This window comes from Serratia sp. SA088 (genome assembly GCF_049065515.1).
GTDB lineage: Bacteria > Pseudomonadota > Gammaproteobacteria > Enterobacterales > Enterobacteriaceae > Serratia > Serratia nematodiphila.
In genome coordinates this window covers 149,018-171,033 of sequence record NZ_JBAKGW010000008.1, presented here as the reverse complement: position 1 = coordinate 171,033, position 22,016 = coordinate 149,018, and the positions used below count along the sequence as shown (strand labels likewise).

Annotated in this window: 17 protein-coding genes; 3 read left to right on the top strand and 14 right to left on the bottom strand. The window is 59.1% G+C overall.

From position 1 onward, the window contains the following. Positions 1–5: 5 nt before the first annotated feature. From wecC to trxA, 6 genes are all read right to left on the bottom strand, one after another. On the bottom strand, positions 6–1,268 hold the full coding sequence (gene wecC / locus ACOWVD_RS19865; protein WP_197800701.1) for a UDP-N-acetyl-D-mannosamine dehydrogenase: 1,263 nt from the start codon (positions 1,266–1,268) through the stop codon (positions 6–8). Continuing rightward, positions 1,265–2,395, bottom strand: coding sequence for a non-hydrolyzing UDP-N-acetylglucosamine 2-epimerase (gene wecB / locus ACOWVD_RS19860; RefSeq protein ID WP_049242607.1), 1,131 nt, complete (start codon positions 2,393–2,395; stop codon positions 1,265–1,267). The genes wecC and wecB overlap by 4 nt, the downstream gene beginning before the upstream one ends. A gap of 86 nt (positions 2,396–2,481) precedes the next feature. Beyond that, the gene (gene wzzE, locus ACOWVD_RS19855) at positions 2,482–3,537 is read right to left on the bottom strand and encodes an ECA polysaccharide chain length modulation protein (RefSeq protein ID WP_049242605.1); all 1,056 of its coding nucleotides are present in this window, start codon (positions 3,535–3,537) and stop codon (positions 2,482–2,484) included. Positions 3,538–3,557: 20 nt separating this feature from the next. Next, on the bottom strand, positions 3,558–4,655 hold the full coding sequence (gene wecA / locus ACOWVD_RS19850; protein ID WP_049242628.1) for a UDP-N-acetylglucosamine--undecaprenyl-phosphate N-acetylglucosaminephosphotransferase: 1,098 nt from the start codon (positions 4,653–4,655) through the stop codon (positions 3,558–3,560). Positions 4,656–4,958: 303 nt separating this feature from the next. Beyond that, on the bottom strand, positions 4,959–6,218 hold the full coding sequence (gene rho, locus ACOWVD_RS19845; RefSeq protein ID WP_004934188.1) for a transcription termination factor Rho: 1,260 nt from the start codon (positions 6,216–6,218) through the stop codon (positions 4,959–4,961). 400 nt (positions 6,219–6,618) lie between these two features. Further along, complete coding sequence (trxA, locus tag ACOWVD_RS19840) at positions 6,619–6,945, bottom strand: thioredoxin TrxA (RefSeq protein WP_004934187.1); 327 nt, start codon at positions 6,943–6,945, stop codon at positions 6,619–6,621. Between the two features lie 131 nt (positions 6,946–7,076). Here trxA and rhlB point away from each other — a divergent pair, with 131 nt between their 5' ends. Continuing rightward, the gene (gene rhlB / locus ACOWVD_RS19835) at positions 7,077–8,363 is read left to right on the top strand and encodes an ATP-dependent RNA helicase RhlB (protein WP_164096006.1); all 1,287 of its coding nucleotides are present in this window, start codon (positions 7,077–7,079) and stop codon (positions 8,361–8,363) included. 5 nt (positions 8,364–8,368) lie between these two features. After that, positions 8,369–9,865, top strand: coding sequence for an exopolyphosphatase (ppx, locus tag ACOWVD_RS19830; protein WP_049242602.1), 1,497 nt, complete (start codon positions 8,369–8,371; stop codon positions 9,863–9,865). Positions 9,866–9,897: 32 nt separating this feature from the next. Here ppx and rep read toward each other — a convergent pair whose 3' ends face one another. Beyond that, positions 9,898–11,922, bottom strand: a complete 2,025-nt coding sequence (gene rep, locus ACOWVD_RS19825) for a DNA helicase Rep (protein WP_049242600.1) — start codon at positions 11,920–11,922, stop codon at positions 9,898–9,900. A gap of 109 nt (positions 11,923–12,031) precedes the next feature. On the opposite strand from rep, the gene ppiC reads away from it, so the two are divergent. Then, positions 12,032–12,313 (top strand): peptidylprolyl isomerase PpiC, encoded by a 282-nt coding sequence (gene ppiC, locus ACOWVD_RS19820; RefSeq protein ID WP_004934175.1) that lies wholly within the window; start codon positions 12,032–12,034, stop codon positions 12,311–12,313. A gap of 24 nt (positions 12,314–12,337) precedes the next feature. Here ppiC and ACOWVD_RS19815 read toward each other — a convergent pair whose 3' ends face one another. The 7 genes from ACOWVD_RS19815 to dppB all read right to left on the bottom strand — a co-directional run bounded on the left by ACOWVD_RS19815 (position 12,338) and on the right by dppB (position 21,955). Then, positions 12,338–13,840, bottom strand: coding sequence for a M16 family metallopeptidase (locus ACOWVD_RS19815; protein WP_015376247.1), 1,503 nt, complete (start codon positions 13,838–13,840; stop codon positions 12,338–12,340). Positions 13,841–14,100: 260 nt separating this feature from the next. Beyond that, entirely contained in the window at positions 14,101–15,387 is a 1,287-nt protein-coding gene (locus ACOWVD_RS19810; protein ID WP_016929514.1) for a dicarboxylate/amino acid:cation symporter, read from the bottom strand. A 273-nt stretch (positions 15,388–15,660) separates the two neighbouring features. Then, the gene (hmsP, locus tag ACOWVD_RS19805) at positions 15,661–17,667 is read right to left on the bottom strand and encodes a biofilm formation regulator HmsP (RefSeq protein WP_204348668.1); all 2,007 of its coding nucleotides are present in this window, start codon (positions 17,665–17,667) and stop codon (positions 15,661–15,663) included. Between the two features lie 372 nt (positions 17,668–18,039). Then, on the bottom strand, positions 18,040–19,029 hold the full coding sequence (dppF, locus tag ACOWVD_RS19800; protein WP_015376237.1) for a dipeptide ABC transporter ATP-binding subunit DppF: 990 nt from the start codon (positions 19,027–19,029) through the stop codon (positions 18,040–18,042). Next, positions 19,026–20,006: a dipeptide ABC transporter ATP-binding protein gene (dppD, locus tag ACOWVD_RS19795; RefSeq protein ID WP_004934132.1), complete on the bottom strand. Its 981-nt coding sequence runs from the start codon at positions 20,004–20,006 to the stop codon at positions 19,026–19,028. The genes dppF and dppD overlap by 4 nt, the downstream gene beginning before the upstream one ends. A 15-nt stretch (positions 20,007–20,021) precedes the next feature. Further along, positions 20,022–20,924, bottom strand: coding sequence for a dipeptide ABC transporter permease DppC (dppC, locus tag ACOWVD_RS19790; RefSeq protein ID WP_004934130.1), 903 nt, complete (start codon positions 20,922–20,924; stop codon positions 20,022–20,024). An 11-nt stretch (positions 20,925–20,935) separates the two neighbouring features. Continuing rightward, a complete protein-coding gene (gene dppB, locus ACOWVD_RS19785; RefSeq protein WP_004934128.1) occupies positions 20,936–21,955 on the bottom strand; it encodes a dipeptide ABC transporter permease DppB in 1,020 nt (339 codons plus the stop codon). Positions 21,956–22,016 lie beyond the last annotated feature (61 nt).

The window sequence follows — 22,016 nt, the reverse complement described above, 5'->3', positions numbered from 1 at the left end:
ACGTTTCAACGCCAAACTCCTTTGGTATCAACCACCCAGGTTTGCTTGATCTCTTCCGGCCGGATGGCCCTGAACTGCTGGTGATCGACCAACATCACGATCACATCGGCCTGCTGCAACGCCTCAGCAATTGGCGTCAACGTCACATGGCCCGCCAGCGACTTCGGCAACTGTTCGACGTTCGGTTCCACCGCCAGCGTTTCGCCAGCGTGCCATTCGGCGATCAGGTGCGCGACTTCTACCGCCGGGCTTTCACGCAAATCGTCGATATTCGGCTTGAAGGCCAGGCCGAAGCAGGCAATTTTCACCTCGGACGCGCGCTTGTCAGTAACGGCCAGGCAATCGGCCACCGCCGCTTTCACACGGTCGACCACCCACAGCGGTTTGCCGTCGTTCACCAGGCGTGCGGTGTGGATCAAGCGCGCCTGCTGCGGATTCTGTGCCACGATAAACCACGGATCGACGGCGATGCAGTGCCCCCCGACGCCCGGTCCCGGCTGCAGAATATTCACCCGCGGATGGCGGTTTGCCAGGCGGATAAGTTCCCAGACGTTAATCCCCTGCTCGGCGCAAATCAGCGACAGTTCATTGGCAAAGGCGATGTTCACATCGCGGAAGCTGTTTTCCGTCAGCTTGCACATCTCGGCGGTGCGCGAATTGGTGATCACGCATTCGCCCTCGAGGAAAATCTTGTACAGCGCGCTGGCGCGCACCGAGCACTTCGGCGTCATGCCGCCGATCACGCGGTCATTTTGAATCAGCTCCACCATCACCTGCCCCGGCAACACACGCTCCGGGCAGTAGGCGATATTCACATCCGCCGCTTCACCCGCGTGCTGCGGGAAACTGAGATCGCTGCGCGCCTGCGCCAGCCATTCCGCCATTTGTTCGGTGGCTCCCACCGGCGAGGTGGACTCCAGGATCACCAGATCGCCTTTTTTCAGCACCGGCGCCAGCGATTTCGCCGCCGCTTCGACATAGGCCAGATCCGGCTCGTGATCGCCTTTGAACGGCGTAGGCACCGCGATCAGGAAGGCATCGGCCGCCAGCGGTTTGGTCACCGCCTGCAGGAAACCGCCGTCGACGGCGTCCTTGACCACTTTGTCCAGATCCGGCTCAACGATATGGATCGCGCCGCGGTTAATGGTATCTACCGCATGTTGGTTAACATCTACACCCACCACTTTTTTCTTGCGGGAAGCAAACGCCGCCGCCGTTGGCAAGCCGATATAACCCAGGCCAATAACCGAAATAGTGTCAAAACTCATAGTTTCACCTGATGATTCTTTAAAGCTTCGAGGATACGGCGACAGGCATGTCCGTCACCGTATGGGTTGTGCGCCCGACTCATCGCGTGATATTCGCTTTCGTCCGTCAACAGCCGGGTCACCGCTTCAACAATTTTGGCCACATCGGTGCCGACCAGACGCACCGTGCCCGCATCTATCGCTTCCGGACGTTCGGTGGTGTCGCGCATCACCAGCACCGGTTTGCCTAACGATGGCGCCTCTTCTTGAATGCCGCCGGAATCGGTGAGGATCATATAAGCCTTGGTCATCAGGTAGACAAAAGGCAAATAGTCTTGGGGATCGATCAACATGACATTGTCGATGCCCTTGAGAATGCGATTAACCGGTTCGCTGACGTTCGGATTGAGGTGCACTGGATACACCACCTGCACTTCCGGATGGGTACGGGCAATTTCCGCCAACGCGCTGCAAATTCGTTCAAAACCGCCGCCAAAGCTTTCGCGACGATGGCCGGTGACCAGGATCAATTTCTTGGTGGCGTCTAGGTAGGGGTAGCGCTGCGCCAGATCGGCCTGTAGCGCGGCATGGCTCATCACCCGATCGCGCACCCAGAACAGCGCGTCGATCACCGTGTTGCCGGTCACGAAAATATGCTTATCCAGCAGCGACTCGCGCAGCAGATTTTTGCGCGAGTTTTCGGTCGGCGCGAAATGATACATCGCCAGATGGCCAGTCAGCTTGCGATTAGCCTCTTCAGGCCAGGGAGAGTAAAGATCGCCGGTGCGCAGCCCGGCCTCGACATGCCCGACGGGAATGCGCTGATAGAACGCCGCCAGGCTGGTCGCCAACGTCGTGGTGGTGTCGCCGTGCACCAGCACCACATCCGGTTTGAATTCCTCCAGCACGCCCTTCAATCCCTCCAGGATGCGGCAGGTGATTTCACTCAGCCCCTGGCCGGGTTTCATGATGTTCAGGTCGTAATCCGGCGTAATCTCAAACAACCGCAATACTTGATCCAACATCTCGCGATGCTGTGCCGTTACACAGACTCTTGATTCAAAGGCTTCATCCTGAGCCAGTGCATGTACCAGCGGCGCCATTTTAATGGCTTCAGGCCTGGTGCCGAAAACAGTCAACACTTTCACAGCGAATCTCTTTTGGTCGGTTAATCGCAGGCACCGCCTGCGAATGGGGCGCTTACGCGCCCTTCGTCAGATTATTATATTATTTTTTAACTACGCGTCCGACGCGCCAGGGCAACGCCCGCGCCGACCAGGGCACCCATCGCCCCCCACAGGATCAGCCAGAATGCCCGACGCGGGCTGTCGCGTTTTACCGGCTCTTCCGGCGTACGCAGGTAGCGATAAGTCTGAAACTTCTCATCCAACGTCGGGCCAACGTTCAACGTCGACAACATGGCGCGGTTTTGCTCATAATCCAGATCGTAGGCCGGGCCGGAAGCCTGTAGCCCTTCCAGACGCGCCTGCAGCATCGGCCGCCCCAGCAGGAACAGATCCGAATCCGGCAGTTGTTCGACCGGGGTGTCGGTTTGCGTGCGGCTGAAGCCCTGCGTTTCGGCGATTTTCAGCGCCTGTTGGGTGGTGTTCAATTCACGTTTGTAAACCGATTCCGCCACCGCTTCCTGACGCTTGACCTGCGCTTTCATCGACGTGGTACGGGCGGCCCAGGCCCCCTGGATCTCTTCGTTCAGATGCAGGGCGGCGCGGTGGCTGGCGAAATTCACATATTGGCGCAACAGGCGGTTGGCTTCCGCCGCACTCTCTGCCGTCAGCTTAACGCCGTCGTTCGGCGCTTTTTTGTCGTCGCGCGGTGTGAACTGAATGTTGTTGATCAGCTCGTCGAGCAACGCCGCATCGGCGCGGGCGTCCCCTTCCTGGCGCTGTTTGTAGTAATCGCTCTGCAGCCAGAAATCGCGACGCGTATCGTAAGCCGCCAGTTGCATGATGAATTCATTGTAGGCTTCGTCCGCGATACTCGGCTGCTCGCCGACCGTCGCCGGTAACGTACGTACATCCAGATTGCGCAGGAACTGTTGCTGCGAATAGTAACCGCCCAGTGCATTCACCGTGGGTTTGTCGGTGATCGCGGTGGCGCTCCATTCCTGTTTAACCAAATAAGAAACGCCCAGCGCAACCGCTGCAAACAGCGCCGCAATGCCGATAATCCATAATTTTCCGCGCCATAAGGTGCAGCACAGGCCGCGGATATCGAGTTCGTTATCCATCGTCGGGGTATTCTTGTTGTCAGACGTTGTTTCTGGATTCATCACAGCCCAAAAGCCTCTGGTTAAGATACTTGCTTGTTATCGCTCGAACGCCGCAAACGGCGCTTGATACGCTTGATGTATCTCGCGACGCGCCAGGCTCGCTTAATGCAATAACCATATAGGAAGAAAGCAAGCAAGAATAATGCCAACATCACCCATTCAGGAATGAAAGTCAGCCGTTCTCCGATCACGCCCACTGCCGCCAGCAACGCGGCCGCCAGGGTGATCAGCACGAAAGCCTGCCGCGGCGTAAAGCCTGCGCGCATGATCAGGTGATGAATATGCTGGCGATCGGGAGAGAAAGGGCTCATGCCTTTGCGTAAACGACGATACATGATTGCAATCATGTCCATCAGCGGAATAGCGATGATCCACAGCGCAGTTACCGGGTTGATCGAACGAGTGGCGCCTTGCGAGCTTTGCAGCAGCAGCCAGATGGCGGTGAAACCGATCAACGTGCTGCCCGCATCCCCCATAAACACCTTATAGCGGCGGCCGAGAATGCCGAGGTTAAGCAAAATATAGGGAACAATCGCGGCAATCATCGCAAAGCACCAGAACGCCAGCGCACTATGGCCGCTCAGGTACAGCAGCAGACCCAGCGCGCCGAAGGAAACGCACGACAGGCCACCCAGCAAGCCATCGATGCCGTCAACCATGTTGAAGGCGTTGATCGCCGCCCACACGGCGAACAGCGTCACCAAATACCCGAATGGCCCCAGCAAGACTTCCCAGTCGCCCAGCACATGGCCGAAGCTGCGCAGATACAGGCCGGCGAACACCATCATGGCGACACCGACCAGCGCCTGAACCAACGCGCGGATCTTGACGCTGATATCAAAGCGATCGTCCAAAGCACCGATGAACACTAAAACACCCGCACAAGTGAGGTAAAGTTCACCGTGGGCAATGTGTTGTTCCGATATAAGGAAAGCGAAACATAGCCCGGCGTAGACCGCAATGCCGCCAACCAACGGGATCAGCCCCTGATGACGTTTGCGGTAGTTGGGTTTATCAACCAAACCGATGCGCTTTGCTACCTTGCGGGCAACAAAAAGGAAAACTAAGGAAAACAGGAAAACAAATAGGATTTCAGTACTCATAGTGAGTAAGTTCACAATTAACAGATCTCGTAAGAAGATAAGGCAGCTTAACATGGGCGACAGGTTGTGCCATGAGGTCCCGTTGCCTTTCAGTCATTTCCTATGACGCCAGAATTCATTCCCGTTTCGCGCCTGTACTGACCCGGAATACTCCCCGGCTACGGTATGCCGTCAGCAGATTTCACGTACATCACAAACAAGAAAAACTCTCAATAAGTCGCGGAAACAACTTACTTTTCCATTATTGCTACTTATCGTATCCGCCAAAAGCGAAAAACGCCACGACTAGGCGTGGCGTTCAGCGAATTTTTTAACGAATTATGAGCGTTTCATCATATCGAAGAATTCATCGTTGGTTTTAGTCATCGCCAACTTATTGATGAGGAACTCCATCGCGTCAATCTCACCCATCGGGTGAATGATTTTGCGCAGGATCCACATTTTTTGCAGCTCTTCGGAGGTGGTGAGCAGCTCTTCTTTACGGGTACCGGAGCGGTTGTAATCGATCGCCGGGAATACGCGTTTCTCGGCAATTTTACGCGCCAAGTGCAATTCCATGTTGCCGGTACCTTTAAATTCTTCGTAGATCACTTCGTCCATCTTCGAACCGGTATCAACCAGCGCGGTCGCGATGATGGTCAGGCTGCCGCCCTCTTCCACGTTACGCGCCGCACCGAAGAAACGCTTCGGACGATGCAGGGCGTTGGCGTCCACACCACCGGTCAGCACCTTGCCAGAGGCCGGCACCACGGTGTTGTAGGCACGCGCCAGACGGGTGATGGAGTCGAGCAGAATGATCACGTCTTTCTTGTGCTCAACCAGGCGCTTGGCCTTCTCGATCACCATTTCGGCCACTTGCACGTGACGCGAAGCCGGCTCGTCGAAGGTCGATGCGATCACTTCGCCTTTCACCAGGCGCTGCATCTCGGTCACTTCTTCCGGACGTTCGTCGATCAGCAGCACCATCAGCACGCAGTCTGGGTGGTTGTAGGCGATGCTCTGCGCAATATTCTGCAGCAGCATGGTTTTACCGGCTTTCGGCGGTGCCACGATCAGGCCACGCTGGCCGCGGCCAATAGGCGCCGCCAGATCGAGTACGCGCGCCGTCAGGTCTTCGGTCGAGCCGTTGCCGCGCTCCATCCGCAGACGGGAATTGGCGTGCAGCGGCGTCAAGTTCTCGAACAGGATCTTGCTGCGGGCGTTTTCCGGCTTGTCGTAGTTGACTTCGTTGACTTTCAACAGGGCAAAATAGCGCTCGCCTTCTTTTGGCGGACGAATCTTACCGGAAATGGTGTCACCAGTGCGGAGGTTGAAGCGGCGGATTTGGCTAGGGGATACGTAGATGTCGTCGGGACCGGCGAGGTAGGAACTGTCTCCAGAGCGGAGGAAACCGAATCCATCCTGCAATATCTCGAGCACGCCGTCGCCGAAGATATCTTCTCCGCTTTTCGCATGTTGCTTCAGAATGGAGAAGATAATGTCCTGCTTGCGCATGCGGGCAAGGTTTTCCAGCCCCATATTTTCGCCGAGAGTAATCAGCTCAGAAACCGGCGTATTCTTTAATTCGGTAAGATTCATAGTGGTGGGTTCTTAAACTCGGGGTATGTCTCGAACTTGTATCGTGAATGGTATGGCAGCGAAATGCGTGCCTGTTTACTGGACGTTCGATCACCGGGCGCAGAGCCGTCGCGGTAAGAAATGGCTTACATCGGGCGCACGCATTGACGGTTGAAGATCGAAGGTACCTTAAAAATGATTTTTGCAAAACCGTTTGATTGCCAAAACACGGGCTGAGTTCAGTTTACTTTCAACGCCAGTGGTTCGACACAGAGTATAGCTTTAGATTCAAACTCTTTAGATTTAAAACTTCGGGCAAGTTCTATATGCAGTGTGGTTAAACTTAACACGCTTCTTGGCAGGCGTCTAGCGGTGAATTGAACATCACCGCCAGGCGCCTGATACTGGGCTTCCCGCCCGATTACAGATTCGCGTTCAGGAAATCTTTGAGCTGACCTTTGGACAACGCGCCAACCTTGGTCGCGGCCACTTCACCGTTCTTGAACAGCAACAGCGTAGGGATGCCACGGATACCGTACTTAGGCGCGGTAGCCGGGTTCTGATCGATATTCAGCTTGGTGATGGTCAGTTTGCCTTCGAACTCTTCGGCAATCTCATCCAGAATCGGAGCAATCATCTTGCACGGCCCACACCATTCAGCCCAGAAATCGACCAGGATCGGCCCTTCCGCTTTCAGCACGTCAGCTTCGAAGCTGCTGTCAGTCAGGTGAATAATTTTATCGCTCATGTTCTACTCCACAGGATTATGTCTACCTTGTTGGTGTAGCATTAACCAACTCAAGGTGATTTTATTGCACCGCGTTTATTTCAACGGATGTGCTTTCGTAAAGCAATAGTTAGCTGATATTCTACCACACTATGAGCAAAACACACTTGACCGAACAGAAGTTTTCCGACTTCGCCCTGCACCCGTTAGTCCTTGAAGCCCTTGAGAAAAAAGGGTTTCACAATTGCACGCCCATCCAGGCGTTAGCATTGCCGCTCACGCTCTCCGGGCGTGACGTTGCAGGTCAGGCGCAAACCGGTACCGGAAAGACGCTGGCGTTTTTGGCGTCTACTTTTCACTATTTGCTGACTCACCCGGCGAAACAGGATCGCCAGACCAATCAGCCGCGCGCCTTGATCATGGCGCCTACGCGTGAACTGGCGGTGCAAATCCACTCCGATGCGGAAGCGCTCTCCCAGAGCACCGGCCTGAAACTGGGCCTGGCCTACGGCGGCGACGGCTACGACAAACAGCTGAAAGTGCTGGAAAGCGGCGTGGACATTCTGATTGGCACCACCGGCCGTTTAATCGATTACACCAAACAGAACTATGTCGATCTCGGCGCGATACAGGTCGTCGTGCTGGATGAAGCCGATCGCATGTACGATCTTGGCTTTATCAAAGACATCCGTTGGCTGTTCCGCCGCATGCCTGCGGCCGATCAACGCCTGAACATGCTGTTCTCCGCTACCCTGTCCTATCGCGTACGCGAACTGGCCTTCGAGCAGATGAACAACGCCGAATATGTTGAAGTGGAACCGGAACAGAAAACCGGCCACCGCATTAAAGAAGAGCTGTTCTACCCGTCCAACGAAGAAAAAATGCGTCTGCTGCAGACGCTGATCGAAGAAGAGTGGCCGGATCGCGCCATCATCTTCGCCAACACCAAGCACCGCTGCGAAGACATCTGGGGCCATCTGGCCGCCGACGGTCACCGCGTGGGCCTGCTGACCGGTGACGTGGCGCAGAAAAAACGCCTGCGCATCCTCGACGACTTCACCAAAGGCAATCTCGATATTCTGGTCGCCACCGACGTCGCGGCGCGCGGTCTGCACATCCCTTCCGTCACGCACGTTTTCAACTACGATCTGCCTGACGACTGCGAAGACTACGTGCACCGCATCGGCCGTACCGGCCGCGCAGGCGCCAGCGGCCACTCCATCAGCCTGGCGTGTGAAGAGTATGCGCTCAACTTGCCGGCGATCGAGACCTATATCGACCACAGCATTCCGGTGAGCAAGTACAACAGCGATGCGCTGCTGACCGATTTGCCGGCGCCGAAGCGCCTGTCGCGCCCGCGCGGCGGCAACGGCCCACGTCGCAACTCCGCGCCTCGTCGCGGCGGCGCGCCGCGCAACAACCGTAAACGTTCGAGCTGATCGCCATGCTCAGTTCCAGCACGCTTTATGCTGCCATCGATCTCGGCTCCAACAGCTTCCACATGTTGGTAGTGCGCGAGGTGGCCGGCAGCATTCAGACTCTGGCGCGGATCAAGCGCAAAGTGCGCCTGGCGGCCGGGCTGGATCAGAACAATCACCTGTCGCATGAGGCCATGCAACGCGGCTGGCAGTGCCTGCGGCTGTTCTCGGAACGCCTGCAGGACATTCCGCGCGAACAGATCCGCGTCGTCGCCACCGCCACGCTGCGTCTGGCGTCCAACGCCGATGAGTTCCTGCAGGCCGCCGAGCAAATCCTCGGCTGCCCGGTACAGGTGATCAGCGGCGAAGAAGAGGCACGGCTGATCTATCACGGCGTCGCGCACACCACCGGCGGGCCGGATCGTCGGCTGGTCGTCGACATCGGCGGCGGCAGCACCGAACTGGTCACCGGCACCGGCGCACAGGCAACGCAGCTGTATAGCCTGTCGATGGGCTGCGTCACCTGGCTGGAACGCTACTTCAGCGACCGCAACCTTGGGCAAGAAAACTTCGAGCGCGCCGAACAGGCCGCGCGCGAAATGGTGCGGCCGATCGCAGCGCAATTGCGCCAGCAAGGTTGGCAGATCTGCGTCGGCGCTTCCGGCACCGTGCAAGCGCTGCAGGAGATCATGGTGGCGCAGGGCATGGATGAGCGCATCACCCTGCCCAAACTGCGCCAGCTGAAACAGCGCGCCATTCAGTGCGGCAAGCTGGAAGAGCTGGAGATCGAAGGGTTGACGCTGGAGCGCGCGCTGGTGTTCCCGAGCGGCCTGTCCATCCTGTTGGCCATCTTCCAGGAGCTGGGCATCGAGAGCATGATGCTGGCCGGCGGGGCGCTGCGTGAAGGTCTGGTTTACGGCATGTTGCATCTGCCGGTGGAGCAGGATATTCGCATCCGCACCATCCGCAACCTGCAGCGCCGCTACCTGATCGACACCGAGCAGGCCGAACGCGTCAGCCAGCTCGCCGCCAACTTCTCGCAGCAGGTCGCCAACGAGTGGCAGCTGGATGCGCGATGTCGCGAGCTGTTGCACAGCGCCAGTCTAATTCACGAACTCGGCCTCAGCGTCGATTTCAAGCAGGCGCCGCAACACGCCGCCTACCTGATCCGCCACCTGGACTTACCCGGCTTTACCCCGGCGCAGAAAAAACTGCTGGCCACCCTGCTGCAAAATCAGAGCAACACCCTCGACCTGTCGCTGTTGAACCAGCAAAACGCCCTGCCGCCGCGCACTGCGCAGCGCCTGTGCCGCATTTTGCGCCTGGCGATCATCTTCGCCAGCCGCCGCCGCGACGACACGCTGCCGGCGGTGCGGTTACGCGCCAATCAGGACGATGAACTGACGGTGATCTTGCCGCCGGGCTGGCTGGAACAGCATCCGCTGCGCGCCGAGGCGCTGGAGCAGGAGAGCCACTGGCAGAGCTACGTCCACTGGACGCTGCGGTTGGAAGAACAACGTTGACATGACCAGGGCGCGATGAGCGCCCTTTCTTTTTAATTCCCGCCTTTGGCCTTGGCCAGCTGGGCGCGGATATTGGCCAGATGGCTCTGCCCCTTCTGCATCCGCTCCTGCGGGCTCACCACTTTGCGCTCGGTTTCCCACGCCAAATCGTCCTGCGGCAGCTCCAACAGGAACCGGCTCGGCTCCGGCCGCACCAGCTCGCCGTACTGACGGCGCTCGCGGCACAGGGTGAAGATCAGCTCTTTTTGCGCGCGGGTGATCCCTACATAGGCCAGACGCCGCTCTTCATCGACATTGTCTTCGTCGATGCTGCTCTGGTGCGGCAGCAGCCCCTCCTCCATGCCCACCAGGAACACGTAGGGGAACTCCAGTCCCTTTGAGGCGTGCAGCGTCATCAGCTGCACCTGATCCAGCTCCTCTTCACTTTCGCCGCGTTCCATCATGTCACGCAGGGTGAAGCGCGTCACGACCTGGGTCAGCGTCATCGGCTCGTCCAGATCGTTGCCTTCCAGCATTTCCGTCATCCAACCGAACAGCGTGTTGACGTTTTTCATCCGCATTTCGGCGGCCTTCGGGCTGGTCGAGGTTTCAAACAGCCAGCTCTCATAATCCACGCCGCGGATCAGATCGCGCACCGCCACCACCGGCTCACGTTCCGCCTGCTGGGCGATGCCGCCCAGCCAATGGGTGAAGCGCTGCAGCGATTCCAGCCCGCGTCCGGTCAAGTGCTGGCTCAGCCCCAGATCGAAGCTGGCATGGAACAAACTTTTGTTGCGCTGGTTGGCCCACTCGCCAAGCTTCTGCAGCGTTGCCGGGCCGATCTCGCGCTTGGGGGTATTGACGATGCGCAGAAAGGCGCTGTCGTCTTCCGGGTTGGTCAGCACGCGCAGGTAAGCCAGCAGATCCTTGATCTCGGGGCGCGAGAAGAACGAGGTGCCGCCGGAAATCTTGTACGGGATACGGTTCTGCATCAGCATCTTTTCAAACACCCGCGACTGGTGATTGCCACGGTACAGGATCGCATAGTCGCCGTAATTGGTCTTTTTCACGAAGTGGTGGGCGATCAACTCCCCCACCACCCGCTCGGCTTCGTGATCCTCATTGTTGGCGGTCACCACCTTCAGCTCTTCGCCATACCCCAGTTCAGAAAACAGCCGCTTTTCAAACACGTGCGGGTTATTGGCGATCAGAATGTTGGCCGCCTTCAGAATGCGCTCGCTGGAACGGTAGTTTTGTTCCAGCTTGATCACCTGCAGCGCCGGGAAATCTTCCTTCAGCAGCACCAGGTTCTGCGGCCGCGCGCCGCGCCAGGAGTAGATCGACTGGTCGTCGTCGCCCACCACGGTAAAGCGCGCGCGGTTGCCCACCAGCAGCTTCACCAGCTCGTACTGACTGGTGTTGGTATCCTGGTACTCATCCACCAGCAGATAGCGGATGCGCTGCTGCCAGCGTTCGCGCACCTCTTCGTTGCGTTGCAACAGCAGCGTCGGCAGCAGGATCAAGTCATCGAAGTCCAGCACGTTGCACGCCCGCATATGGGCGTGGTAAAGGCTGTAGCAGTGGGCGAACAGCTTGTCGCGCTCCGAGCGCGCCAGCTCCGCCGCGCGCTGGGGATCGATCAGGTCGTTTTTCCAGTTGGAGATGGTCGAAATCAGCTGCGCCACCAGCGTTTTATCGCTTTCCAGCCACTTTTCGGTCAGCTCTTTCAACAGCGCCAGCTGATCCTGGTCGTCGAACAGCGAGAAGTTGGACTTCATCCCCAGCGCCACATATTCCCGCTTGATGATTTCCAGCCCCAGGGTGTGGAAGGTGGAAATCATCAGCCCGCGCGCCTCTTTGCGCCCCAGGGTTTGCGACACGCGCTCTTTCATCTCGCGCGCGGCTTTGTTGGTAAAGGTCACGGCGGCGATGTGCCGCGCCTGATAGCCGCAATGATGGATCAGGTGGGCTATCTTGTTGGTGATAACGCGCGTCTTGCCGGAACCGGCACCGGCCAACACCAGGCAGGGCCCGGTAACGAATTCGACGGCTTGTTGTTGGCTGGGGTTTAATCGCATGGTGCTGGCTTGCTCGACTGTAAAACGTGGAAGGGAATTGTAGCAGAAAGCGCCGATGAGATTTAGCGGGTATAATCAGCGCAATTTTCGCATCGACAAAGGCAATACCATGGCAAAAACGGCGTGCGCCCTGCACATTCTGGTAGACAATGAAAAGCTGGCCAACGAGCTGCTGGCCAAGCTGAAGCGCGGCGTCAGCTTCGACACGCTGGCGCGCAAATATTCGAGCTGCCCGTCAAAACGCAACGGCGGCTCGCTGGGCGAATTCAACAAGGGCGCGATGGTGCCGGCGTTCGATAAAGCGGTGTTCAGCATCCCGCTGCTCAAACCTTACGGCCCGGTCAAAACCCAGTTCGGTTACCACATCATCAAGGTGCTGTACCGTAACTAGGGGGCCTGCGCCCCCTGCTGCGAATTACTGCGCGCCGGCGTCCGTCACCGGCGCAGCCACCGCGGTGTCGGCCGGTTTGGCTTCTTCCGTCACCACCGCCGGCGCCGGCATCATAATGCCATCATAGGTTTCCTGCAGCTGCTTCATGCTCATTTCCGGCTCGCCTTTCGGCTGCATCAGCACCAGGGTCGCCTCCTGAGACAGCTGCAGCTTCAGCGCCTGATTCAGCGTCTCCAGCGTCAGGCTGGACAGGAATTCCTGACGCAGCTTCTGATACAGCTCCGGCGCGATATCCACCACCCCGCTCTGCTGCGAACGCAGGCGCTGGCTCATCAGCACATCGGTGTCGGTGCGGGCGTAGGTGGCGAACAGCTTGCTCAGCTGATCGTTTTTCTGCGCCAGCAGCGCATCGAATTCCTCTTTCGACAGACCGTTATCACGCACGTTGGCCAGCTCGCGGGCGATAAAGCCCAGGCTGCCGTTCAGATTGTTGTTCGGCGTATCCAGATGGATGGCGCACTGCCCCCGCTGGTACTGCACGCGGCAGTCAAAGCCCAGATGCAGGCTCTTCTGGTCGCTTTTTTCCAGCGTCTGCTGAAGATGCCAGAACAGCGCCTCGCGGGCGAGATCGCCACGCCAGTAACGGAGCAGGCTCTGCGAATCGCGAATCGGGTGCCACGGCGAATCCCACATGATCGACAGCGTATCCTGTTTCACCTGCTCGCTGATCAGGCTCACCGGCTGCTGCGGCAGCGGCGTCAGGGTCGGCATCGGGGCCGGGGTTTCACGTTTGCCCTGCAGCGGCGAGAACGCCTTGTTGATCTGCTCGCCCAGGCTGCGGCTGTCGACCTTGCCGACCACGAACAGCGTCATGGCGTCCGGGGTATACCACTGTTGATAGAATTTCTTCAGCTGCTCGAGATTGACCGGCCGTTTCGCCGGCTGCGCCGGATCGTGCGCCAGCAGCGTCGAGCCTTTCAGGCGGTAACGCCACCAGGCATCTTGGGTATTGGGCGGGAAAGTGCCGACCGGATTGATGCTGGAATTCATCACCGCGTGCACCGTATGCTCGTCGATCGCCAGTTTGCCGGTGGTGTCCGCCAGCCAGGCCAGCGCTTCTTTCAGCAGGTCGGGCCGGTTGTTCGGCAGGCTGAGGTTATACATGGTGAAATCATACGAGATGATCGCCGGCGGCAGCGGCCGCTCGTTATCCACGCTCTGTTGCCACAGGGCGCGCAGCTGCGGCGCGGTAAAGCTTTCGCTGCGCGCCAACGCCAGCCGCGGCAGCAGATGGGCGAAACCGGTCTGCTGCGAAGACTCCACCAGAGAGCCGGTATTGACGATCAGCCGCAGTTCCACGCGGTCGCTTGGCCGCTGCGGCGTATCGAGAATCTGCCATGAAAACCCGTTGGCCAGCGCCCCCTGCTGCCAGGCAGGATCGGGTTGTAGTGCTTCAGCCTGCACGCTGCTACTGGCTGCCGCCAGTAGCAGCCCACCAACTATAAGATGAATTCTGGTGCCCTGCATGTGAACCCCTACTTAATGACTATCCAATTTCTTATGCAAATGCGTGTATTCCATTCAATGGAATCATAAAAATACGCCCTGAGTTTCACAGTGGGGCGGAAAGCAGAAAGTGTACCATCGTGTTAGACCGCGCGCCTTTGCGGATGTCACCCATTAGAGTGAAAAATAATAGATTGCGGGGTTTTTAATGCAAAAAATCGTTACGAGGCAGGGGAAGAAGCTCACCGGCCGCGGCTGCGGCCGGTGATTTACCACCGAAATCAGGCGGAAGGCAGCGTTTTGTCCGCGCCGGTGTTTTTGTTGTTCAGGGTGTCTTTCAGCTGTTTCTCATCCAGCTGATTACACCATTTGGCCACGACCACGGTCGCCACGCCATTGCCCACCAGGTTGGTCAGCGCGCGGGCTTCCGACATAAAGCGGTCGATGCCGAGGATCAGCGCCAGGCCGGCCAGCGGCAGGTGGCCGACGGCGGAGATGGTGGCGGCCAACACGATAAAGCCGCTACCGGTCACGCCCGCCGCCCCTTTGGAGGAGAGCAGCAACACCACCAGCAGGGTAATCTGATGCATGATATCCATGTGGGTGTTGGTCGCCTGAGCGATAAACACCGCAGCCATGGTCAGGTAGATAGAGGTGCCATCCAGGTTGAAGGAGTATCCGGTCGGGATCACCAGACCCACCACCGATTTCTTGCAGCCCAACTTCTCCATTTTATCCAGCATGCGCGGCAGCGCGGATTCGGACGACGAGGTTCCCAGCACGATCAGCAGCTCTTCTTTGATGTAGTTGACGAATTTGAAGATGCTGAAGCCGTTGGCGCGGGCGATGCTGCCCAACACCACCACCACGAACAGGATGCAGGTGATATAGAAGCACACGATCAGCTGGCCGAGTTGCACCAGCGTGCCGACGCCGTATTTACCGATGGTAAACGCCATGGCGCCGAAGGCCCCCAGCGGCGCCAGGCGCATGATCATGTTGATGATGCCGAAAATCACCCGCGAGAAGCTGTCGATCACGTTGTAGATCAGCTGCCCTTTGTCGCCCAGACGATGCAGGGCGAAGCCGAACAGTACCGCGAATAGCAGCACCTGAAGAATGTTGCCGCTGGCGAACGCGCCGATCACGCTGCCGGGGATGATGTCCAGCAGGAACGGAATGATGCCCTGCTGCTGCGCCTGCTCGGCGTAGACTGCCACCGCTTTGGCGTCCAGCGTGCCGGGATCGACGTTCATGCCGGCGCCCGGTTGCACCAGGTTGACGATCACCAGGCCGATAATCAGCGCGATGGTGCTGACGATTTCAAAATACAGCAGCGCGATGGCGCCGGTGCGCCCCACCGCCTTCATGCTTTCCATGCCGGCGATGCCGGTCACCACGGTGCAGAAGATCACCGGCGCGATGATCATCTTGATCAGTTTGACGAAACCATCGCCCAGAGGTTTCATCTCGGCGCCGAGGTCAGGGTAGAAATGGCCAAGCAGGATACCCAGCGTGATCGCCGTCAGCACCTGAAAATAGAGGCTCTTAAAGATCGTTGTTTTCATATGAACATCCTATGGGGGGAAGACACGCACCAGGCAGCAGTCTAAAAATCCAGCCTGTTCATCGCTTGCGCGGAAAATAACACCCACTTAACAACATGGAAATAATTTGTTGCACCCACCGTGTGGGGTTGATGTGAATTTAAGAGCTGAAACGCGTCAGTCAGGGTGCAAAGCTGAAAATTGCGTAAGCCTTTGTTTGCACTAACGCAAAAGAGGTAGATAAAGAATGGCGATTTTCGGACGAGGAAAAGTACCGGAAAGGTATCGCGACGCTCACGGCGCCGCGCGGCAAAACTCGGCTTCGAACGCTTCGCGCGGCAGCGGCCGAGCGAACAGGAATCCTTGCCCACTGCAAATGCCGTGCTGCAGCAGCCAGTCGCGCTGTTCGGCGTTTTCCACGCCTTCGGCCATCACCGGCAACGCCAGCACTTCGGAGATCGAACTGACGATGCGCACCATCGCATCGTCGCCCGGCAGCCCCTGAATGAAACTGCGGTCGATCTTAATCAAATCGATCGGCAGGGATTTCAAGCGGTTGAGGTACTCCAGGCTGGAGTAGCCCATGCCGAAGTCGTCCAGCGCGATCGACAGCCCCAGGTCGTGCAGCTCGCGCAGCAGCGCCAGGGCGCGATCGAGATCGTCGATGCGTACCGTCTCGGTGATCTCCAGCAGCAGCTTGCGCGGATCGATCCGATACTGCGCCAGCAGGTTTTTCAAATGCGGGACGAACGCTTCATCCTGCATCTGAATACCGGAAACGTTAACCGCCAGCGGTAGCGCAATGCCGCGTTGCTGCCAGTCCGCCAGGATACGGCAAGACTCTTCCAGCACCCAGTTGCCGAGAGGCACGATCACGCCCAGCTCTTCCGCGAGCGGGATAACGTCGGCCGGCAGGGTATAGCTGCCGTCATACTGCTGCCAACGCAGCAGCGCTTCGGCGCCGATCACCTCGTTGGACTGCATGTCGATCTGCGGCTGCAGGAACAGCGTGAAATGCCGCTGCTCGATGCCGTGCAGGATCTCGCTCTCCTGCGTCAGCCGCTTCTGCGTGCGTTCCGTCAGGCTGGGTTCGAAGAACAGGATCTGATTTTTTCCTTCGCGGTGCGCGGACATCATCGCCGAGGTGGCGCTGCGCAGCAGCTGTTCCGCGCTCTCCCCCTGATTGAGGTAGTGCGCGATGCCGATGCTGGCGTTGGGCCGCAGCGCCAGACCTTCCAGCGTCAACGGCGCATTGATCTCCGCCATGATGCGCCGCGCCAGCTGCATGGCGTGGAACGGCCGCTCAATGCCCTTGGCCAGAATGGCGAATTCGGTATTGCTCAGCTGTGCCAGCACGCCGTTTTCGTCGATGCAGCCGCGCAGCTTCTTCGCCAGCGCCAGCAGCAGCGCTTCACGCATCGCCGGGCTCATCACGCCAGACGCTTCATGCAGCGTCTCGATGCCGATCACCAGCAGGTTAAAACGCTCAGGGCGCAGACTGGAGGCGATATGCTGTTCCAGCAACGCGTTCAGCAATGCAGGATTCGGCAGTTCGGTCACCGGGTGGCGGGTACTCAGGCGGCTCATATCGGCATGCGCCTTGGCCAGCGTCTGTTGATTGCGGTTGTAATTGCGCACCAGCAGGCCGAGCTCGTCGTCCTGGTGCAGCGCCGGCAGCATCAGCTGGTGATAGGGCGCTTCGTCCTGCGAGATGTTCTCCAGCTCTTTGGCCATCGCGCGCAGCGGATGCACCATCAACCGGTTCATGCACCAGGTGATGGCCACCGACAGGATCAGCGCCAGCAGCAGGTAGGTCGACAGCATGGTCGACAAAATGCTGAGGATAAACTGGTACATGCGGAACGAATCGGCCTGCAGCACCAGATAGGCCAGCGGCTGTTGGTTGGCGGGCACCCGCTCCAGCGAATAGAGCGGCACGGAAATTTGGATAGGCAGCTCAAACAGCCGGGCGATCAGCGTCGGCACCGGCCGCTCCGGCGGGAAATTGGCGTGCAGCGCCTGAAACTCGTTCGGCAACACGATATCCGCCCGGCTGAGAATGCCGACCGGCAACAGCGTGTTCAGCACCCTTTTGGCTTCCGGCACGTCCATGCGCAGCACCGCTTCCGCCAGCGGCTGGCGCACGGAGTGAGCGATATTCTCCAGTTGCTGGGCGTAGTCATCCCTGCGCTGCTGCACAAAGTGGAATAACTGGATCACGATAAAAATGCAGATCGTGACCAGCGCCACACCGGACACTGTCGCCATCTGCTTAATCGTTAACGAACGCCTGACCCGCAAACCTGCTCTCCGTGAAATCGGGCTGAAACAAAAAAAGGGGGCTGACTCTCACCCGCCCCCTCGAACCGGGCTGAGTATACTCGATCATCGGCTGTTTTTATCTGGCTATGCCGCAGGCAAAACCAAGAAAATCGCGGGTTTCAGTCTTTTCCTAAAGCGAACAAACGCGACCCGGACACAGGGTAACAAAACTCCCCGGCTCCGACACTCCGAATCTTTCCCCTTCCAGTTCCTTGAAGACTTCACAGGCGGCAAGCCGAGATCATCTTGTCAGCCGCCAGAGAGTAACGCAGAAAGAACGGAACGTGACTCGCTGCAGATCAAAACGCCGGCGTGATGCCGGCGTGAATTTAAGCGATGACGTTCGACGCTTTACGCCCCCGGATGTTCGTCCTGATCGACCGCAAAGCAGGCCACCATCTGCTCACCGTACTGTTTTAGCTGCGGCTGCAGCTGCACGCAGGTGCCGAAAGCGCGGCGGCAGCGGGCATTGAACGCACAGCCCGGCGGCGGATTCATCGGGCTGGGCAGTTCGCCGGTCAGCTTGATGCGCTCGCGGCGCATATCCGGGTTCAACCGTGGCGTCGCCGACAGCAGCGCCTGGGTGTACGGATGGCGCGGGTTGTTGAAGATCGCCTCTTTGCTGCCCTTTTCCACGCAGCGGCCGAGGTACATCACCATCACCTCGTCGGCGATGTGTTCCACCACCGACAGATCGTGCGAGATGAACACATAGGACAGCCCCAGCTCCTGCTGCAGATCCATCATCAGATTCAGCACCTGCGCGCGCACCGACACGTCCAATGCCGACACCGGTTCATCGGCGATCACCACGTCCGGATTCAACATCAGCCCGCGGGCGATAGCGATACGCTGGCGCTGGCCGCCGGAGAACATGTGCGGGTAGCGGTCATAATGCTCGGTCTTCAGGCCGACCTTCGCCATCATCTCCAGCGCTTTTTCCCGCCGTTCGGCGGCGCTGAGCGACGTGTTGATCAACAGCGGCTCCTCGAGGATCTGCCCGACCTTCTTGCGCGGGTTGAGCGATCCGTAAGGATTCTGGAACACGATTTGGATCTTCTGGCGCCGCAGTTTCTCGGCCGAGACGTCCGGCTTCAGCAGATCCTGCCCCTGGTAATACAGCTCGCCGCCGGTCGGCACTTCAATCATCGTCAGCAGGCGGCCGAGCGTTGATTTGCCGCAGCCCGACTCACCGACCACCGCCAGCGTTTTGCCGCGCTCCAGGGTGAAGGACACGCCGTCGAGCGCCTTGACCAGCCGCTCCGGCGCGAACAGGCCCTTTTTCACCGGGTAATGCTTCTTCAGGTCAATCGCCTGCAGTAAAGGTTGATTCTGGCTCATACGGTCGGCCTCCCCGCATCATCCAGCGGTGTGTGACATTTAACCTGACGGCCGGGAATGCTGCGCAGTTCCGGCTCCTCGTTACGGCAGCGTTCGTTGGCGTACGGACAACGCGGGTTGAGCAGGCAACCGGTCGGGCGATCGTATTTGCCCGGCACCACGCCCGGCAGCGAAGCCAGCCGCGCCTTGTCGGCGGCGAACTCCGGCAGCGCGCGCAGCAGCGCCTGGGTGTACGGGTGGCGCGGCGCGCGGAAAATCTCCGCCGCCTTGCCGGATTCCACCACCTGGCCGGCGTACATCACGATGATGTGATGCGCCGCTTCCGCCACCAGCGCCAGATCGTGAGTGATCAGCAGCAGCGCCATGTTTTCGCGCTGTTGCAGATCCAGCAGCAGTTCGATGATCTGCGCCTGGATAGTCACATCGAGCGCGGTCGTCGGCTCGTCGGCGATCAGCAGCTTCGGCCGACAGGCGATGGCCATGGCGATCATCACGCGCTGGCTCATGCCGCCGGAAAGCTGGTGCGGGTATACGTCCAGCCGCGAAGCCGGATCGGGAATGCCCACCTGCGTCAGCAGGTCGATAGCGCGCTGACGGCGGGTGCGGCGGTTGCCGCCCTGATGCACCTTCAGCGCCTCCATGATCTGGTAACCGACGGTATAGCACGGGTTCAGGCTGGTCATCGGATCCTGGAAGATCATCGCCACTTCGGAGCCCACCAGCTGGCGGCGCTCTTTTTCGGAGATCTTGCGCAGATCCTGGCCGTTGAACTCCAGCTTGTCGGCCATCACCTTGCCGGGGAAATCGATCAGGCCCATGATCGCCAGCGAGCTGACGGATTTTCCGGAGCCGGATTCACCGACGATGCCGACCACCTGACCTTGCTCCACGCTGTAACTGATGCGGTCTACCGCGCGGAACGGGGTGCCTTCGTCACCGAAGTGCACCGAAAGCTTGTCTACATTCAATAACGCCATCTCTCTCGTCCTCTGTTACTGCTTGAGTTTGGGGTCGAGAGCGTCACGCAAACCGTCCCCCATCAGGTTAAATGCCAGCACCGTCAGCAGGATCGCCAGGCCGGGGAAGGTCACCACCCACCAGGCGCTTTGCGCGAACTGCAGCACGTCGGAGAGCATGGTGCCCCACTCCGGCGTCGGCGGCTGCGCGCCCATGCCCAGAAAGCCGAGAGCGGCCATGTCCAGAATGGCGTTCGAGAAACCGAGAGAAGCCTGCACGATCAAAGGCGCCAGGCAGTTAGGCAGAATATTGACGAACATCTGGCGCAGCGCGCCGGCGCCCGCCACCCGCGAAGCGGTGACGTAGTCGCGGTTGACCTCCACCAGCACCGCCGCGCGCGTCAGACGCACATAGTGCGGCAGGGCGACGAAGGTCAGCGCCAGCGAGGCGTTGACGATCGACGGCCCGAATACCGCCACCAGCACCAGCGCCAGCAACAGGCTCGGCAGAGCCAGCATGATGTCGACGATGCGCATGATAATCGCGTCCACCACGCCGCCGAAGTAACCGGCCAGCAGGCCGAATATCACGCCCATGATCAGCGACAGCACCACCACCAGACAGCCGACCAACAGCGACAGCCGTGCGCCGTACATCAGGCGCGACAGCACGTCGCGGCCCACGTCGTCGGTGCCGAGGATATATTGCCAGCTGCCGCCTTCTTGCCACACCGGCGGCTTGAGCAGCGCGTCGCGGAACTGGTCCGCCGGCGCATGCGGCGCCAGCACGCCGGCGCCGAGCGCGATCACCAGCATCAGAACGATATACACCAGGCCGACCACGGCCCCTTTATTGCGCTTGAAATAGTGCCAAAACTCCTGAAACGGGGTCATCGGCTTCGGCGCACCTTTAACTGCAGACTCAGTGATTTGAGACATGAGAGCGCCCCTTATTTCTTGTGGCGAATACGCGGGTTGACCACGCCGTAGAGCACGTCTACCAGCAGGTTAACCAGAATGATCATACAGGCGACCAGCAATACCCCGCCCTGCACCACCGGGTAATCGCGGCGCTGCAGCGCGTCGATCAGCCAGCGGCCCAGCCCCGGCCAGGAGAAGATGGTTTCCGTCAGAATAGCGCCGGCCAGCATGGTGCCAACCTGCAGCCCGATCACCGTCACCACCGGCAGCAGCGCGTTGCGCAGCGCGTGGACGACGATCACTCGCATGCGGCTCACGCCCTTGGCGCGCGCGGTGCGGATATAGTCTTCGCCCAACACTTCCAGCATCGAGGAACGGGTCATGCGCACGATCACCGCCAGCGGGATGGTGCCCAGTACGATGGCCGGCAGGATCATGTGCATCACCGCGTCGACGAAGTCGCCAGGCTCGCCCCAGATCAGGGTGTCTATCAGCATGAAGCCGGTCAGCGGCTGGCTGTCGTCGAGGAATACCGTGTCGCTGATGCGCCCCGACACCGGCGTCAGGTTAAGCTGCACCGACACCAGCATGATCAGCATCATGCCCCACCAGAAAATCGGCATCGAATAGCCGGTCAGCGAGATGCCCACCGCGGTGTGATCGAAGACCGAACCGCGTTTGACCGCCGCCAGCACCCCGACCGGGATGCCCACCAGCACCGCGAACAGCATCGCGCAGAAACCCAGCTCCAGCGTGGCCTGGAAGCGCGGAACGAACTCGCTCCAGACGGAGATGCGGCTTTTGAGTGAGGTGCCCAGATCGCCGTGCAGCACGTTGGACACGTAGGAGAAATATTGTTGATAGAGCGGCTTGTCCAGCCCCATTTCCGCCATCAGCTGCGCGTGGCGCTCGGCGGAGATACCGCGTTCCCCGGCCATGATGGTCACCGGGTCGCCGGGGATCATATGGACGAATGCAAAAGTCAGCAACGTAATGCCGATAAACGTTGGGATAACTAACCCCAAACGTCGGAGTATGAACTGCAACATATCCCGAACTCTCTGTATCAATGCCCGGCAGCTCATCGTCCGCCAGGCTTATTAACGCTCA